Here is a 16,740-nt window from a genome sequence, read left to right as displayed (position 1 = left end):
CCGGTGTCCACCCGCGAAAAGGTCGGCTGGGGTGTCGGCGGGCTGATCATCGTCATCTACTGCCTCTTCCCGGTGGCGTGGATCATCTCGCTGTCGTTCAAGTCCTCGGACGACATCTCGAACGGGCAGTTCCTGCCCACCGTGTTCTCCGGTGAGAACTACGAGCAGATCCTCGTCGGCGACGCCGCCGGGCTGTTCCTGCCGGCGCTGGTCAACTCGTTCGGCATCTGCATCATCGCGACGTTCATCTCGTGCCTGCTCTCGATGTTCGCCGCGTACGCGATCGCCCGGCTCGACTTCCCCGGCAAGAAGCTCATCCTGTCCACCGCGCTCGCGGTGGCGATCTTCCCGGTGATCTCGATCGTCACGCCGCTGTTCAACCTCTGGCGGCAGATCGGCCTCTACAACACCTGGCCCGGTCTGATCATCCCCTACCTGTCACTGACCCTGCCGATCTCCATCTGGACGCTGTCGGCGTTCTTCCGCGAGATCCCGTGGGAGATGGAGCAGGCGGCCCAGGTCGACGGGGCGACCCCGTGGCAGGCGTTCCGCAAGGTGATCGTCCCGCTGGCCGCCCCCGGCGTCTTCACCACGGCGATCATCGCGTTCTTCCTCGCCTGGAACGACTTCGTCTACGGCATCTCCCTGACGTCCACCGAAGCGGCCCGCCCGGTGCCCGCGGCGCTCGGTCTGTTCTCGGGTGCCTCGCAGTTCGAGTCGCCGAACGGCCCCATCGCGGCCGCCGCGGTCATCGTCACGATCCCGGTCGTGGTGCTCGTCCTGCTCTTCCAGCGGCGCATCGTCGCCGGTCTCACCAACGGCGCCGTGAAGGGATAACGAACCATGGCCTCGATCGAGATGAGCCACATCGTCAAGCAGTACGGCGACGGCTACCCCGCCGTGAACGACGTGAGCCTCGACATCGCCGACGGCGAGTTCATGATTCTCGTGGGGCCGTCGGGGTGCGGGAAGTCGACGCTGCTGCGGATGATCGTCGGGCTCGAGGACATCACCTCGGGCGACATGGTCATCGCCGGCAACCGCGTCAACGAGAAGGCGCCCCGCGACCGCAACCTGTCGATGGTGTTCCAGAACTACGCGCTCTACCCGCACCTGAGCGTCTTCGAGAACATCGCGTTCCCGTTGCGCCTGGCGAAGGTGTCCGACGACGAGGTCCGCAAGCGCGTCGAGGAGGCCGCCGGCGTCCTCGAGCTCAAGGAGCACCTGGAGCGCAAGCCCGCCAACCTCTCCGGCGGCCAGCGCCAGCGCGTCGCGATGGGCCGGGCGATCGTGCGCTCCGCGGATGCGTTCCTGTTCGACGAGCCGCTGTCCAACCTCGACGCCAAGCTCCGCGGCCAGATGCGCACCGAGATCGCGCGCCTGCAGCGCCGCCTCGGCATCACCACGGTCTACGTCACCCACGACCAGACCGAGGCCATGACCCTCGGCGACCGGGTCTGCGTGCTGCGCAAGGGCGTCATCCAGCAGGTCGCCTCGCCGCGCGAGCTCTACGAGCAGCCGGTCAACCTCTTCGTCGCCGGGTTCATCGGCTCGCCGCCGATGAACTTCCTGCCCGCGAGCGTCGAGGGCACCAGCCTCTCCACGCCGTTCGGCAAGGTCGAGCTGGGCGCGGAGCGGGCCGAGAAGGTCAAGGGCCGCGACCTCCTGCTCGTGGGCATCCGCCCCGAGTACTTCGAGGACGCGAGCCTCGTCGACGAGGCCAAGAAGCCGCACGGGACGACGTTCAGCGCGCGCGTCGACGTCACCGAGTGGCTCGGGGACGCGCAGTACGCCTACATCCCCTACGAGGCGCCCGCCGAGATCGCCGAGCAGCTCAAGGAGCTCTCCCGCGAGCTCGACTCCGACCAGCTGCGGACCCAGGCCGTGGTGTCGATCGACTCCACGAGCCGCATCCGCGAGGGTCGCGAGGCCGAGTTCTGGCTCGACACCCGCAAGGTCCACGTCTTCGACCCCAAGACCGGCGAGAACCTCACCCGCGACGCCGAGGCCGGGCGCAAGCTCACCGAGGAGGCCGCGGAGGACCGGATCGAGCAGGTGTCGCGGGCGAAGGTCTGAGGTGCGCAGCCCAGCGGGGTTCTGAGCGAAGGGCACCTTCGCTCGGATAGACGGGCGAGGGGCGCCCCTCGCCCGTACCGCACGCCCGCGAGGAGCCTGCTGTACCGCCACGAGTGGCACGTTCCGCATCCCCGAGACCCTGTCGATCATGCTGTACGTGCCGCTCGCGGCGCCGTCGGACACGATCGGGTGACGACGGTAACCGCGCGCGGGGTCGACGCGACACGCAGGCGTGTCGGAGATCCGTTCGTGGGCCGCCGGAACCCTGGCCGCCGCGACGGTGGCGCTCGGTGTCGGCGCGGGGCTGCAGATCGCGCGCCTGGACGAGACCGTCGTGCCGCCGGTCGCGCCCGTCGTCGCCGTCGTGTCGACGCCGGCGCCGGCTCCGACGGCGCGGGCCACGCCCCTGCCGCCGGCGGTCACCTCGACGCCGACCTCGGCGCGCCCGACGACCACCACGCGCGCCCCGCGGACGTCGCGCACCGCCGTGTACCGCTGCGCCCCGGAGGAGGACGCGCGGTTCGACGATCCGGCCAACCCCGACGTGATCACCAACCACGACTGCCCCGAGATCGAGACGTCGCGCTCCCGTGCCCAGCAGGAGGAGGCGGACGAGGGCCCGGTGATCTTCGGGCAGACCGACGCCGAGGCCTATCGGCAATGCGTCCGGTCGCCGAACTCCCCGGGCGCGGCGGAGTGCCGGCGGATCACCGACGCCGGCGGGCGTGGTGAGTGAGGTGTGCGCGCTTCCCCGTGCCGGAGCACGGGCAAGCACGCACGAGACCGGAGGTCAAAGCCGGTGCCAGGCCTGCGCCAGTGACGACGCGATCGGCGTGACGACGCGGCGGTCGTTCCAGTAGTACGGGTGGGCCAGCGGGGTCCAGCCGAGCCACCAGGGCCCGACGCCGACGCGCCGGTCCTCGCTCACGGCGTCGGCCCAGGCCTCGCTGAGCGGGCGCAGGGGCGAGGCGATGACGTCGTCGGGGTCGTAGACGTTGACCCACTCTCCGCGCTGGCGCGGGTGCCGCGCGGCGAAGCCGGGATGCGGGACGGTCAGCGGCTTGCCGAAGTCCGGGTGGCGGTGCGCCCACAGGGCCAGGGGGCTGCCGAGCGTGTAGTACCACCCGAACGTCTCGCCGCGCTCGATCGGCGTGTCTCCCAGGACGCGGGCGGCGCCCGTGGACAGTGGGGCGTCCGTCTGCAGGTCGTAGAGGAAGTCGCTGGAGACGACGCTGCCGAGGCTGTGACCGAGGACGGCGAGCGGCGCGTCGTCGCCGGCCTCGACGGCGAGGTCGTGCAGCGTGCGGGCGAGCACGGCCTGGACCTGCTGGTAGTGCCCGGTGCCGTCGGCGCCCGACTGGTAGGCCACGGCGTCGCCGAGGTAGTGGACGATCAGCCAGCGCAGCGTCGGGAAGTGGGCGTCGTCGAGGCCGGGCAGCCAGCGCAGGCCCGCGGTCGACGCCGCGGCGAGGAGCGCCGTCGTCGACCCCTGACTGGCGCGGGCGGCGAGGCCGTCGAGGATCTCGACGAGCCAGCGGGCGCCGCGCCCGGTGATCCGGTCGCTCAGCTCCTCCTGCCCGCGCTCGAAGACCGGCGCCCAGAACGCCGGCTTGATCACCAGGGCGTCGTCGGCGGGCACGCCCGCGATGCGGGTGAACTCCTCGCGCAGCAGCGCGATGGCGCGTGCGGCGTACTGCTCGCCGGCGCTCTCGACGCCGTGCACGAGCATCACGGCGAGCTTGCGGTCGCTCACTTCGCCTCGGTCAGGTCGGCGTACGGAGTGCGCAGGCCGTCGCGCAGCAGCCGCACGAACTCGTGCCGGTGCCGGACGAACAGCACGATCGCCGCCCCGACGTAGATCCCGGAGAGGATCAGCAGCTCCAGCTCCTGCAGGGGAGCGGGCAGCGTCGCGGCGAGGACGAACTGGCCGATGAAGAGCACGAGCAGGCTCAGCGCACCCACCACGTTGATCGACAGCGTGACGAGCAGCGAGACCGCGAACAGCGACTGCGCCGCGGTGATCAGCAGCTCCTCGCGCTGCATGGCGTCGACCGGCAGCCCGTTGAGGGAGCCCGCGGACAGCGCGAACACGAGCGGCAGCGTCCCGACGAGCAGCGACCACTGGTTGACCTTCGACGACACCAGCGTGGCGAGCGCGTCGGTGGTCTTCAGCCGCCAGGCGTAGAGGCCGGCGACGAGCAGCTCGGGTGCCTCGGAGGCCAGCGGGGCCAGCCACTGCACGAGGAAGAACTGGCTGATGCCGAGCTCGGTACCGGTCTCGACGAGCGACTCGGCGAACGGCTCGGCGCACAGCACGATGATCACCGCGGCGACCACGAAGAGCCCGATGTAGCCGGTGCGCCGGCGCGGGGCGTCCATGCGCCCGACCCACGCCGACGGGCCGATGAGGTCGGGGTCCTCGGCCGGGGCCTTGGCGACGCGGATGCTGTAGGCGACGAAGATGCCGACGAGGACCACGAAGTCGACCATCGTGATGCTCGTGCGCAGCGGCAGCGTCAGCGAGTAGACCGTGGCGATGAGCAGGAAGACCAGCGGCACCGAGTCGGTGCGCAGCAGGGTCACGGTCGTGGGGCGACCGGGCTCGTGGGAGGTGCCGGCGCCGCCCGCCTGCCCCGCGTCGGCACCCCCGCGGCGCAGCCGGACGGCGGCGAGCAGCACGACCAGGGCCCACCCGACGCCGACGAGGATCCGGTTGGCGCCGGTCATGTTGGCCAGGGCGAGCCCGCAGGGCGACTGCTCCGTCGAACCCGGTGGCAGGCAGGTCGGCCCGTACTGCGCGTAGGCGTTGCCGCCCTGGATCGTGAACACGAAGTCGACGGCGTACTCCGGCAGCACCGCGACGAGCGCGAGCAGCGCGATCGCGAGGCCGGCGGAGATGTCGACCTGGGCGGCCTCGGCGGCCCAGGAGAGCAGGAATGCCGCCCCGATGATCGCGACGCCGAACAGCAGCGCGTCCACGGGCGGCGAGAGGTGCAGCCCTCCGATCCGCAGCACGAGGCCCGGTACCGCGACGGCCGCCGCGAGCGCGACGAGCAGGGGGGAACGGTCGCCGCGACGGGTCGTGCCCGCGCTCGTCGTCGCCATGTCCGGTTGTCTACCCCTCATCCCGGTTTCACACCCGCTCGATCGGCTCCATCTCACCGTGCCCATCCCGGGAGCCTCTACCCAGGCGGTTTGCGAGCGTCCCGACGCTCCGGCACGGTGGTCGCCCGGCTTCCCTGACCGACGCTCCCCGCTCCCCGAGGTGGTTGCCGTGCCGTTCGCGCCTGCCCTGACCCTGGATGGTCTGATCCACACCGGCGTTGCCGTCGCCGTGATCGTCGCCATCGCCGTCGTCCTGCGGTTCGTCGTCAACCGCGTCATCGGCCACGTGGCCAACGGAGCCGGTGTCCCCGGCCTGCTCTCGTTGCTGCGCAAGCGCCGCGGGGTGACCGACGCCGACCGCATCCAGGCCTTCGGATCCGCCCGCCGCGCCCAGCGCGCGCGCACCGTCAGCTCGGTGATCCGCAACGCCGCCTCGATCCTGATCTTCGGGACCGCGTTCATGATGGTCCTGGGCCAGTTCGGCGTGAACCTCGCGCCGGTGCTCGCCTCGGCGGGCGTCGTCGGTCTGGCGATCGGCTTCGGCGCCCAGAACCTCGTCAAGGACTTCCTGTCCGGGATCTTCATGCTGCTCGAGGACCAGTACGGCGTGGGTGACCACGTCGACCTCGGCGACGCGGTCGGGACCATCGAGCGGGTCGGCCTGCGCACCACGACGGTCCGCGACGTCACCGGCATGGTCTGGTACGTCCGCAACGGGACGATCGAGCGCGTCGGCAACGGCTCGCAGGACCACGCCGTCGCCGTCGTCGACGTCCCGCTCGCGCTCGACACCGACGTGACCCGCGCCGCGACCACCGCCGAGGAGGCCGCGGTCGCGTCGATCGACGAGAACGGGCACGGCGGCGACGTCCTCGAGAAGCCGCAGGTGCTGGGCGTCGAGTCGCTGTCGGCGTCCGGGATGACGCTGCGCCTGACCGTCCGCACGAAGCCGGGCCGCCAGTGGGCGGTCCAGCGCTCGATGACAGAGCGCGTCGTCGCCGCCCTGCGGGCGGACGAGGTGATGCTCGCGGCGTGACCGGACGGCCTCCCCGGCGTGTGACGTCTTCGGGCGGGAGGCCGTACGACGCGCGGACCTCACCCCGGCGGGCGCAGGATGCAGGCGTGATCGCCGGCCGCCGTCGCGGGACCCGTCTCGTCGCCGCCCTGCTCGTGGCGGCGGCGACGGCGGTGGGCTGTGCGACCGCCGCCCCGGCACCGGCGCCGGCCCCGGTGGTCACCCCGCCACCCGCGCCCGCGTCGGTCGCCCCGTCGAGCACCACCGCCCCGCCACCCGCGCCCTCCCGGGCGCAGGAGGCCGTGGACGCGACGGCGCCCGCCGGCCAGGAGCGCAACGGCGTCACGCTCGGGGTGGCGGTCCTCGACCGCACGACCGGTCAGACCGCCGCCAACGACGACGCCGACACCCCGTTGCGGGCGGCGTCGGTGGCGAAGCTGTTCACGATCGTCGACATCCTGAGCCGCCGCGAGGCCGGCCAGGTGACGACGTCGGCCGGCGACGACCAGCGCTTCCGCCGCGCGCTGAGCCTGTCCGACGACGAGGCGATGAACGCGCTGTGGTCGACGTACGGGGGCCCGGAGGGCATCCGCCGGGTGGCCTCGATGCTCGGGCTGAGCCGGACCAGCCCGCCCGCCTCGTCCGGGCAGTGGGGCGAGGTCAGGACCTCGGCGCGCGACGTGGCGGCGCTCTACGGGTACGTGACGACCCGCCTGTCGCCCGCCGACCGCGACTTCGTCCTGCAGGCGCTCGAGGCGGCGCCCGCGACGGCCGCGGACGGCTTCGACCAGGGCTTCGGCCTCCTCGACCCGGACCGGCGCGGGACCGCCGCCGCGAAGCAGGGGTGGCTGTGCTGCATCGGGTCGAGCGTCGACCTCCACTCGGCGGGCTTCCCGGACGAGGGCAGCCGCTACGTCGTGGTGCTCCTGTCGAACCAGCCGCGGGGGTACGACGCCGCGCGCTCGGTGCTCGACGACGCGGCCTCGGCGGCCCGCGATGCGCTCGCCGGCTGACCCCTAGGGTCGCGGGCGTGCAGAGCCTCGCGCAGATCGACGACTGGCCCGTCGACCACGCCGCCGCCGGGGTGGTCGCCGCCGACGGCACGGTGCGGGGCACGCGCGGGGCGACCGACCGCCGGTTCCCGCTCGCGTCGGTGACCAAGCCGCTGGTGGCGACCGCCGCGCTCGTGGCGGTCGAGGAGGAGGCCGTCACCCTCGACCAGCCCGCCGGGCCCGAGGGCTCGACGGTGCGCCACCTGCTCGCGCACACCTCGGGGCTGGCGTTCGGTGAGCACCGCGTCGTCGCCGAGCCCGGCACGCGGCGGCTGTACTCGTCGGCCGGGTTCGAGGTGCTGGCGTCGACGATCGAGGACGCCACGGGCATCGGGTTCGCCGACTACCTCCACGAGGCCGTCCTCGCCCCGCTCGGGATGGCGTCGACGACGCTCGACGGCTCGCCGGGGCACGGGGCGACCTCCACCGTCGACGACCTCCTGCGCCTCGCCGCCGAGCTCGCGACCCCGAGCCTGCTGCACCGGTCCACGCTCGACGAGGCGACCTCGGTGCAGTTCCCGGGGCTCAACGGCACGATCCCCGGCTTCGGGCACCAGAAGCCCAACGACTGGGGCCTGGGCTACGAGCTGCGCGACGGCAAGTCGCCGCACTGGACGGGCGCGACCAACTCCCCGCGCACGTTCGGCCACTTCGGCCAGTCGGGGACGTTCCTGTGGGTCGACCCGGACGCCGGGCTGGCGTGCGTGGCCCTCACCGACCGCGACTTCGGCGACTGGGCCAAGGCCGCCTGGCCACCCCTCGCCGACGCGGTCCTCGCCGATCACTAGCCGCCCGGGGTGTTCCAGCCTGGCGGCCACGCTGACGTTGGACGTCAGGAAAGCCACCACGATCTTGAACAGATCGAGGTGGGGGAAATACTGACGTTGGACGTCAGCGTGGCCGCCACGCTGAGACACCCGGGTGCCTCGCGAGCGTCAGCGGGGGACGACGAGGACCAGCGCGTTCTCGGACGCCTGCTCGACGCGCAGGCCGGCATCGCGCAGCAGTGCCAGGACACCGCGCGCGTCCTTCGGGCGCCGCCGGGACGAGGCGAGCAGCCGCGCCGCCTGGCCCTTGTGCGCCTTGTTCGCGTGGCTCACGACGGTCCGGGAGCCGTCGGCGGCCTCGCTGTGCACGTCGAGCGTGACGGCGCCGCGCGCCGGGCCCAGCGCCATGTACGGCCCGGAGCGCAGGTCGACGACGAGGTCGTCCTGCTCGGCGAGCAGCGGCATCAGCTCCGGGCGCCACGTGACGCGCAACCCGTCGCGTCCGGGCAGCGCGCTCGTGCCCGACAGCCGGTACGCCGGGATCGGGTCGGTGCCCCCGACCAGCCCGAACAGCGCCGAGCACACGACGATGCGCTGCCGCGCCGCGGTGGTCAGTGTCGCCGGGTCGAGCGCGTCGTACAGCACGCCGGTGTAGCGGCGCAGCGCCGGCGCCGTCCGCGACGTCCAGAGGCGGGCGTTGCGGGCGATCTCGTCGTCCTGACGCTCCGAGACGTCCAGCGCCGCCCGCGACGCGGGGAGGTCGGCGGCGAGCGCCACCACCTCGTCGACGAGCGCCTTGCGCGTCGGGTTCAGCGTCGGGAACGACAGGGCGTCCAGGTCGAGCGGGCGCCCGCGGCCGCCGGAGGCCTTGGTCTCCGAGGGCGGCAGGACGACGAGCACGCCCGGCACGGTAGTCGGGCACGGTGACCCGGTGACGACCCGCGGGACGCAGCCCTGGCGCGACGAGGTCCTCGCGTGGATCGCCGCGGTCACCGGGCACCACCCCACGGGCGAGGTCACCCAGCGCCACCGGGCCTGGTCGACAGTGCTGCGCGTCCCGACCTCAGCGGGCCCGCTGTGGCTCAAGGAGCCCGCGCCCGGCATGTCCGCCGAGGTCGGGCTGCACGCCCTGCTCGCCCTCGTCGCCCCCGACGCCGTCGCGACCCCGATCGCCGTCGACCCCGACCGTCACCGCCTGCTGCTGCCCGACACCGGCCCGAGCGTCCGCGACGACGGCGTCGAGCCGTCCGCGGCCCTGACCGCCGCCCTGCCCCGCTACGCCGACCTGCAGCGGCGGGTCGCCGCCCACCGCGACGAGATGGCGGCCCTCGGCGTCACCGACGCCACCCCACCCGCGCTCCCCGCCCGCTACGACGAGGCCCTCGCGACGATCGGCGGCCACCCCGCCCGCGACCTCGTCCGACGGTGGTCGCAGGAGCTGGAGGGCACCGCGCCGGACACCGTCGACCACCAGGACCTGCACGTCGGCAACGTCCTCCGCGACGGCCGGTTCGCCGACTGGGGCGACGCCGTGCTCGCCCACCCGTTCGCCAGCCTGCTCGTGGCGCTCGGCTCGCTGCGCCGGACCCTGCGGGTCAGCGAGACCGACCCCGCGATCACGCGGCCCCGCGACGCCTACCTGGAGGTGTTCGGTGACAGCCGCGAGCTCCGGACCCTCGCCGAGACCGCCTGCCGCGCCGGCGTCGTCGCCCGGGCCCTGACGTGGCAGCGCGGCGCCGCCGGCGACCCGCGCTTCGCCGGCACCCCGCGCGAGGTGCTGGACCGCGTCGGCGACCCCGACTGGTTGGCGGGCACCTGAACCCGGCTCCGTACCCTCGTCCGGGTGCCTGCAGACGATCAGCTGCGCTGGAAGCCCTCCCGCGCCGGGATCCTGAACGTCTACCAGTACCAGGACGAGGTGCTGGACTTCGCCGGCGGACGCCTGCTGCTGCGGGGGGTCAACGGGTCGGGCAAGTCGACGGCGATGAACATGCTGCTGCCGTTCCTGCTCGAGGCGGACGTCCGCAAGATCGACGCCGCGGGCGAGCAGCGCGGGGTGCTGCGCAGCTGGATGCTGTCGGACCACGACGACACGCAGCGCACCGGCTACCTGTGGATCGAGTTCGAGCGGGCGGGCGAGTACCGGACCGTCGGCTGCGGCATCCGCGCCAACCGCAGCACCGACCGCGTCGCCGTCTGGTGGTTCTCCACCGACCGCCGGGTGCGGATCGACCTGCGCCTCACCGAGGCCGAGGTCCCGTTCTCGATCGACGTGCTGCGCTCCGAGCTCGGCCACCGCGGCCAGGTGTTCACGTCCACCGCCGAGTACCGCGCCGAGATCGCCCGGCGGTTCTTCGGCGGCGTCGACCCGACAGCGTACTTCCGGCTGCTCCACCAGGTCCGCAACCCCCGCGTCGGCGACCGCATCGACACCGACCTGCCCCGCACGCTGCGCGAGGCCCTGCCGCCGGTGCCGGAGGACGCCGTCCACGACGCGGCCCAGCCCCTCGAGGACCTCGAGGACCACCGCCGCAACGTCACCGACCTCGCCCGCACGGCGGAGGCGCTCGACGGCGCGGTGGACGTCTACACCGACTACGCCCGCCGCGTGCTCGCCGCCGTCGTGGACGACACCGCGGGGGCGGTCGACGCCGCCCGCACCGCGGCGAAGCGCGTGGACCGTGACCGCGGCGGTCTCGACAAGGCCACCGCGGCGAAGGACGCGGCGGGACGGCGGACCGGCGAGCTCGCCGACGAGCACGCCGAGGCCACCGCCGAACGGGCCGGCCTCGCGGCGCTGCCCGAGTACACCGCGCACGCCGACCTCGTCCGTCGCCGCGACGAGGTGGCCCGCGCCGATGCCCACGTGGCCACCCTCGACGGCCACCGCGGCCGCGCCCGCGAACGCGTCGTCGCCGCGGCCGCCACCGTCACCGCCACCCGCGGGCAGCTCGACTCCGACCTCGCCGGTGTCGCCGAGCACCTCCGCGCCGTCGCCGACGCCGCCCGGGCCGCCTCCGCGCCGGGAATCGCGGGCCGCCTGCCGGACCCGCCGGTCCCCGCCACCGAGCCCCGCCGCGACGAGGCGGGCGAGACGACGATCGAGGTCCCGCAGGACGACGACGACCCGGCCGCGGATCTGGTGCTCACCGACGTCGCCGACGCCCTGCGCACCCACCGCACGACCGTCCGCGAGGTCGCCGAGCACGCCCGCGGGGCCCGCCGGGCCACCGAGGTCGCCGACGCCGCCGACACCGCCGCCGCCGAGGCGCAGGCCGCCCACGAGGCCGCCGCCGAGCAGGCCGCCGCCGCCCGCCGGGCCGCACGAGCCGCCGCCGACGAGCACGCCGAGGCCGTCACCGGCTGGACCCGTCGCCTGACCGAGCACGCCGCCGCGGTGCCGCCCGCCGAGCCCGGGGGCGCCGCCGGGTGGCTGACGCTCTCCGCGCCCGAGCCCGACGCCCCCGACGAGGCCCCCGACGACGACCTCCGCCGCGCCGCCGAGGTCCGCCGCACCGGGGCCCGGCGTGCCGCCGACGACGTCACGACCGCCCTCGACCGCGCCCGCAGCCGCGCGAGCGCCCGCATGGAGGAGATCGACGACGAGCTCGCCGGTCTGCGGGCCGAGCACGAGCGCGTGGAGTCGGCCGCCGAGCTGCCCCTGCCGCGCGGGTCCTGGCGCACCGACGCCGACGTCGCCGACGGGACCCTGCTGGCCTCGCTCGTCGACTTCCGGGAGCACCTCGACGACGACGAGCGCGCCGGTCTGGAAGCTGCGCTGGACGCGTCGGGGCTGCTCACGGCGCAGGTGGACGGGTCGACGGGGACGATGCGGGTCGGGGATCTCGTGGTGGCCGCGTCGGACCCGGTCGAGGGCCCGTCGCTGGACACCCTGCTCACGCCGGTCGACACCGGCGCGGTGCCGGTGGAGGCGGTCGCGGGGGTGCTCGCCGCGGTCGGCGTCGGCGCCGGGCCGGTCCGGGTCGCCACCGACGGCAGCTTCGCCGCGGGCCCCCTGCGCGGCCGGCACGCGAAGGCGACCGCCGAGCACGTCGGCGCGGGCGCGCGGGCGCAGGCCCGGGCGCGCCGGCTCGCCGAGCTGACGGCGGCGATCGAGGACGCCCGGGTGCGGCGTGACGCCGCCAGCACCGTCGCCGACGCCCTCGGCGCCCACGCCGAGACCCTGCGCCGCCTCGTGGCCGAGCTGCCCGGCACGCGCGGGGTCGACGATGCGGTGGCCGCCGCGACGGGCGCGGTCCGCTATGCCGAGGGCGCCGAGGCCCGGCACCGCGAGCTCGCGTCCGCGGCCGGCGACGCGCGGCGCCGCGCCGACGAGGCCTGGGCGTCGCTGTCGCGCGCGGCGTCCGCGGCGGGCGTGCCGACCGACCCGGACCGGCTCGACGGCCTGCTCGAGGCCGTCGCCGACGCGGAACGGGCGCTCGCCGCCGTCGACTCGGCGCGCGACCGCGTCGCCCGCACGTCCCGCGCGTGGCGCGAGGCGATCACGGCGTGGGAACGCGACGCCGCCGACCACGCGAGCACCGTCGGCGAGCACCGCGAGGCGAGCGGCCGGGCGGCGTCGGTGCGCACGGAGCTGACGACGATCGAGGAGTCCCTCGGCGAGGAGCCGGCCAAGGTCGCCGCGCGCGTCGGCGAGCTGGACGAGCGCCTGCGGACCATCGCGGCAATCCTCGACGAGGCGCGCGAGCAGCAGACCGCGGCGGCGGTGGCGCTCTCGAAGGCCGAGATGACGCTCGAGGAGACCCGCCGGGCCCTCGACGAGAAGCAGCACGCCGCGCGGTCGGCGCGGGGCCGGCTCGCCGAGGCCGCCGCGGTGCCGGGACTGCTGCAGGCGGCGGAGCGCCCGGTCGAGGTGGAGCCCGACGAGCCCGACGACGCCGACGAGTCCGCCCCCGAGCCCCTGCCGTCGGTGGCCGACACCGTCGAGGGCGCCGAGGAGCTCGTCGACGCCCTGCGCACCCGGCTCCCCGCCCCCGGGCGGGCGGTCAGCGAGGACGCGCTGGAGAAGGCGCTGCGCACGGCCCGTGACGACCTCGCCAGCGGCTGGGACATCGAGAGCCGCCGGGGCGGTGACGGCATGCCGCTGGCGGTGCACGTCAGCGGACCGTCGCGGGCGGTGCTCGCGCAGATGGTCCACCGGGTCGCGGTGCAGCGCCGTCGCGCGACCAGCCTGCTCTCGGCGCAGCAGGACCAGGCGCTGCGCAACCTGCTGCACGGCCGGATCGCCCGCGAGGTCGCCGACGCGCTGTTCTCCGCGCGCGAGCTCGTCGACCGGATGAACCGCATCCTGCGCGGCGTCACGTCCAGCCAGGGCATCGGCGTGCGGCTCGACTGGCGCCCGCGCGGCGACCTCGACCCCGAGACGGCGACCGCCCTGGAGCTGCTCGGCAAGCACCCGGACCTGCGCACGCCGGAGGAGGACCACCAGGTCCGCGAGGCGGTGAAGTCCCTCGTCGAGCAGGCCCGCGCCCACGACCCGGAGGCGTCGTACCGGACGGTGATCGGCGAGGTCCTCGACTACCGCACCTGGCACGAGATGCGCCTCTACCTGCGCCGCCCGGGCCGCAACGACGAGCTGCTCACCCGCCGCACGACGCTGTCGGAGGGCGAGAAGAAGCTGGTCACGGTGCTGCCGATGGCCGCGGCGGCGGCCGCGAGCGCCGCCGCGCACGACCCGCACGGCGTCGGCGCGCCCCGGCTCGTGCTGCTCGACGACGCGTTCGCCAAGGTCTCCGAGGACAACCACGCCAAGCTCTTCGGCCTGCTCGTCGACCTCGACGTCGACTTCGTCGTCACCTCCGAACGGCTCTGGGGCACGCACCCGACCGTCCCGGCGCTGGCGATCACCGAGGTGCTGCGCGACCCGGAGCTGCGCGCGATCGCGCTCGTGCACTACCGGTGGGACGGGTCGACGCTGGAGGTGACGGCGTGACCGGCTCCGCCGGCGTCCGGACCTCCGTCTTCGCCTACGTCACCGAGTCGCCGGAGTACCGGGAGATCCTCGCGGTGTTCGCCGGGACGTTCTTCGCGGAGCTGACGCCGGCGGAGGTCACCGCGCGCCTCGACTCGGACCTGGACGAGACCACCGTGACCGCCCGGCTCGAGGCGCTGCGGGGCTGGGGCAACCTCGAGGTGTCGGCGTCGGTGGGCCAGGTCGGCACGGTCGAGGACTACTACCGGCGCCGCAACCGCTACCTGATCACCCGCGTCGGCCAGGAGGTGCACGACCTCGTCGAGGGCGTGCTCGCGCAGGTCGACGACGTGCGCGACGTGTCGCTGGGGCGCCTCGACCAGCTGCGGGCCGGGCTCGATCTGCTCGTGGGCCTCGACGCCGCCACCGCGCCGCCGGACAAGCTCGCCGAGGCCGTCCGGGCGGTGTTCGACCCCCACGTCGCGTTCTCGGCGGAGATCACGCAGTTCTTCGCGGCGATCAACCAGTGGCAGTCGCGCTTCGACCTCGACGAGGACGAGTTCGCGTTCTTCTCCGAGGTGCTGGTCGGCTACGTCGGCGAGCGGCTCGAGGCGCTGCGCCGCCGGGCGCGCCCGCTCGCGTCGCTGCTCGAGACGGTGCTGCCGCGGGTTCCGGTGATCGTCGAGCGGGCCGCCGACGGTCTCGCGGCGCGGGTCGCGGCGGCCGGCCTGTCGTCGGTGCGCGTCCGTCGGGAGCCGGGTGCGTCGGTGGCCGACTGGGACAACCTGGCGTCGTGGTTCGTCGGCGGGGCGGGGCGGCCCAGCCGCATCCAGGTGCTCGAGCGCGACGCCGTCGACGCCGTCCGCACCCTGACCCAGAACCTCACCCGCCTCTCGCGCACCGGCACCGCGGGCGCGTCGCGGCGCGCCGACTACCTGCGGCTGGCGCTGTTCTTCGACCGTTCTGCCCCGTCGGCGACCCACGAGCTCGCGGCGGCGGCGTTCGGGCTCGCGGGCGCCCGGCACCTCCGCGGCGCGGGCGGCGACGACACCGACCCCGTCGACGCCTCGGTGTCGTGGTGGGACGCGCCGACCGCGCAGGTGCCGATCAGCCTGCGCGAGCGCGGCGACGCCACCAGCCGCGGGCGCACCAGCCGCGTGCAGGACCGCAGCCAGGAGCGTCGCCACCTGCTGGCCCGGCGCGCCGAGACCGAGAAGCGTGCCGCCGCGGCGCGCGCCGAGCTGCTGGAGGTCGGCGCCGACGGCTTCGCGGCGCGCCTGTCCGAGCCGGCGCTGCGCGAGCTGCAGCGCGTGCTCACCCGCGCCGTCGCCGACCTCGGCCCGGCCGCGGCGTCGGGGACGGTGGCGCTGGACGGGGTGCGGTGCACGGTGGTCCGCGCGCCCGGGACGTCGACGACCGTGCCCACCCACGCCGGCGCCCTGCGCGTCCGCGACCTCACCCTGACCGTGGAGCCGGCGCCGTGAGCGCTCACCCTGTTGCAGCGAACGCCCTATCGGCGTGCTCAACTGGACGTTCGCTGGCTTCTAGGCGCACGAGATACCCGTTCGTTGCGGACCGCGAGGGTCCACGATGACCGCCGCCCGGAGCGACCCGCAGCGCGACGGCGAGCTCGTCACCGCGACGCGGGCGCTGCTGGCGCGGCCCTGGCGCACGGCGGAGGCCGACCCCGAGATCGTCGCCCTGGTGCGGCGGCACGCCGACGCGCTGGACGCGTGGTTCACGCAGGAGCTGAACTACCGCCTCGTCGTCACCGCCGACACGGCGCGCCTGGTGAAGGTCGGGCACGTGCCGCCGGACCGGCCACTGCGCACGATCTCGACGACGCCGCGCGCGTTCACGCCCGCCGAGTACACGGCGCTCGCGCTGGTGCTCGCCGCGACGACCTCGGGGCCCGACCGCACGAGCCTGCGCGACCTCGTCAACGGCGTGCACTCCGCCGCCGCCGAGGCCGGGGTCGTCGTGGACACCGACACGGCGTCGCGGCGTGCGCTGGTCACGGCGCTGCGGTGGCTGATCGCGCACGGGATGGTCCGCGAGCTCGACCGCGGGGTCGGCCTCTACGAGCACGACGCCGACGCCGACGCGCTGCTCGAGGTCCGCAACGACCGGATGGCGCTGTTGCCGACGGGCGCGGTCGCGGGCGCCGAGTCCGCCGACGACCTGCTCGTGCGGGCCCGCGAGCGCGGATCGGCATCGACGGCGGCACGGCGACGTCTGGTCGAGGACCCGGTCGTCCTCGCCGACGACCTCGAGCCCGCCCGGTTTGCCGAGCTCCGCCGCCACGCGGGCGACGAGGCGCGCCGGATCGAGGCGCGCACGGGTCTCGTCGTGGAGGCGCGCGAGGAGGGTTTCGCGGCGCTCGACGTCGACGGCGGCTGCTCCGACATCGCGTTCCCGGGCAGCGGCACCGTGGCTCATGCCGCGTTGTTGCTGGTCAGCGAGCTGATCTACCAGTTCCGGCCCGCCGAGGACCCGGAGCCGATCCCGTGGCCGTCGGTGCGCGAGGTGCTGGGGGAGCTGGTCGGCGAGTACGGGCGCTACTGGTCGAAGGCGGCGATCGCCGACGGCGAGCGCTTCGCCGCCGACGTGGTCGCGGTGCTCGAGGCGATGCGGCTGGTGTCGCGCGAGGGGGAGGGCTCCCTGCGCGTCCTGCCCGCCGCCGCGCGCTACGCCCCGGCGGTCACCGTCGCCGAGGGTGACGACGAGGACGCCCAGCCCACCTTGTTGTGAGTGTCAGCGGAGTGGCTCCGCAGACACTGAGCGTCCGTAGCG

Annotated in this window: 13 protein-coding genes; 10 read left to right on the top strand and 3 right to left on the bottom strand. The window is 74.7% G+C overall.

What is annotated here, in order from left to right:
- The first annotated feature begins 3 nt into the window (after positions 1-3).
- The 3 genes from WCD41_RS20850 (at position 4) to WCD41_RS20840 (ending at position 2,812) form a co-directional block, all read left to right on the top strand.
- Positions 4-837, top strand: a complete 834-nt coding sequence (locus WCD41_RS20850; protein WP_337715925.1) for a carbohydrate ABC transporter permease — start codon at positions 4-6, stop codon at positions 835-837.
- Positions 838-843: 6 nt separating this feature from the next.
- Entirely contained in the window at positions 844-2,076 is a 1,233-nt protein-coding gene (locus WCD41_RS20845) for an ABC transporter ATP-binding protein (protein WP_337715923.1), read from the top strand.
- A 232-nt stretch (positions 2,077-2,308) separates the two neighbouring features.
- Positions 2,309-2,812, top strand: coding sequence for a hypothetical protein (locus tag WCD41_RS20840; protein ID WP_337715921.1), 504 nt, complete (start codon positions 2,309-2,311; stop codon positions 2,810-2,812).
- Between the two features lie 54 nt (positions 2,813-2,866).
- On the opposite strand, the gene WCD41_RS20835 is transcribed toward WCD41_RS20840, so the two are convergent.
- Both WCD41_RS20835 and WCD41_RS20830 read right to left on the bottom strand, forming a co-directional pair.
- A complete protein-coding gene (locus tag WCD41_RS20835) occupies positions 2,867-3,829 on the bottom strand; it encodes a hypothetical protein (RefSeq protein ID WP_337715919.1) in 963 nt (320 codons plus the stop codon).
- Positions 3,826-5,181: a calcium:cation antiporter family protein gene (locus WCD41_RS20830; protein ID WP_337715917.1), complete on the bottom strand. Its 1,356-nt coding sequence runs from the start codon at positions 5,179-5,181 to the stop codon at positions 3,826-3,828. The genes WCD41_RS20835 and WCD41_RS20830 overlap by 4 nt, the downstream gene beginning before the upstream one ends.
- A 169-nt stretch (positions 5,182-5,350) precedes the next feature.
- On the opposite strand from WCD41_RS20830, the gene WCD41_RS20825 reads away from it, so the two are divergent.
- The 3 genes from WCD41_RS20825 (at position 5,351) to WCD41_RS20815 (ending at position 8,036) form a co-directional block, all read left to right on the top strand.
- Complete coding sequence (locus tag WCD41_RS20825; RefSeq protein ID WP_337715916.1) at positions 5,351-6,217, top strand: mechanosensitive ion channel family protein; 867 nt, start codon at positions 5,351-5,353, stop codon at positions 6,215-6,217.
- Between the two features lie 86 nt (positions 6,218-6,303).
- Complete coding sequence (locus WCD41_RS20820) at positions 6,304-7,209, top strand: serine hydrolase (RefSeq protein WP_337715915.1); 906 nt, start codon at positions 6,304-6,306, stop codon at positions 7,207-7,209.
- Between the two features lie 17 nt (positions 7,210-7,226).
- Entirely contained in the window at positions 7,227-8,036 is an 810-nt protein-coding gene (locus WCD41_RS20815; protein ID WP_337715914.1) for a serine hydrolase domain-containing protein, read from the top strand.
- Positions 8,037-8,183: 147 nt separating this feature from the next.
- On the opposite strand, the gene WCD41_RS20810 is transcribed toward WCD41_RS20815, so the two are convergent.
- Positions 8,184-8,915, bottom strand: a complete 732-nt coding sequence (locus tag WCD41_RS20810) for a YaaA family protein (RefSeq protein ID WP_337715913.1) — start codon at positions 8,913-8,915, stop codon at positions 8,184-8,186.
- Between the two features lie 31 nt (positions 8,916-8,946).
- Between WCD41_RS20810 and WCD41_RS20805 the strand changes: the two genes are divergently transcribed.
- From WCD41_RS20805 to WCD41_RS20790, 4 genes are all read left to right on the top strand, one after another.
- On the top strand, positions 8,947-9,834 hold the full coding sequence (locus WCD41_RS20805; RefSeq protein ID WP_337715912.1) for a phosphotransferase family protein: 888 nt from the start codon (positions 8,947-8,949) through the stop codon (positions 9,832-9,834).
- Between the two features lie 24 nt (positions 9,835-9,858).
- Positions 9,859-13,968, top strand: coding sequence for a TIGR02680 family protein (locus WCD41_RS20800; RefSeq protein ID WP_337715910.1), 4,110 nt, complete (start codon positions 9,859-9,861; stop codon positions 13,966-13,968).
- Positions 13,965-15,431: a TIGR02677 family protein gene (locus WCD41_RS20795; protein ID WP_337715908.1), complete on the top strand. Its 1,467-nt coding sequence runs from the start codon at positions 13,965-13,967 to the stop codon at positions 15,429-15,431. Before WCD41_RS20800 ends, WCD41_RS20795 begins: the two co-directional genes overlap by 4 nt.
- Before the next feature lie 106 nt (positions 15,432-15,537).
- Positions 15,538-16,698, top strand: coding sequence for a TIGR02678 family protein (locus WCD41_RS20790; RefSeq protein WP_337715906.1), 1,161 nt, complete (start codon positions 15,538-15,540; stop codon positions 16,696-16,698).
- The last annotated feature ends 42 nt before the right edge of the window (positions 16,699-16,740 follow it).

It is taken from the genome of Actinomycetospora aeridis (assembly GCF_037400275.1).
Classification (GTDB): Bacteria; Actinomycetota; Actinomycetes; order Mycobacteriales; family Pseudonocardiaceae; genus Actinomycetospora; species Actinomycetospora aeridis.
This window is presented reverse-complemented; position numbering and strand designations above follow the sequence as displayed.

Bases quoted from the DNA above. Each gene is read 5' to 3' on its own strand.
- WCD41_RS20830 (WP_337715917.1), bottom strand. From the start codon at position 5,181: ATGGCGACGACGAGCGCGGGCACGACCCGTCGCGGCGACCGTTCCCCC.
- WCD41_RS20790 (WP_337715906.1), top strand. From the start codon at position 15,538: ATGACCGCCGCCCGGAGCGACCCGCAGCGCGACGGCGAGCTCGTCACC.
- WCD41_RS20845 (WP_337715923.1), top strand. From the start codon at position 844: ATGGCCTCGATCGAGATGAGCCACATCGTCAAGCAGTACGGCGACGGC.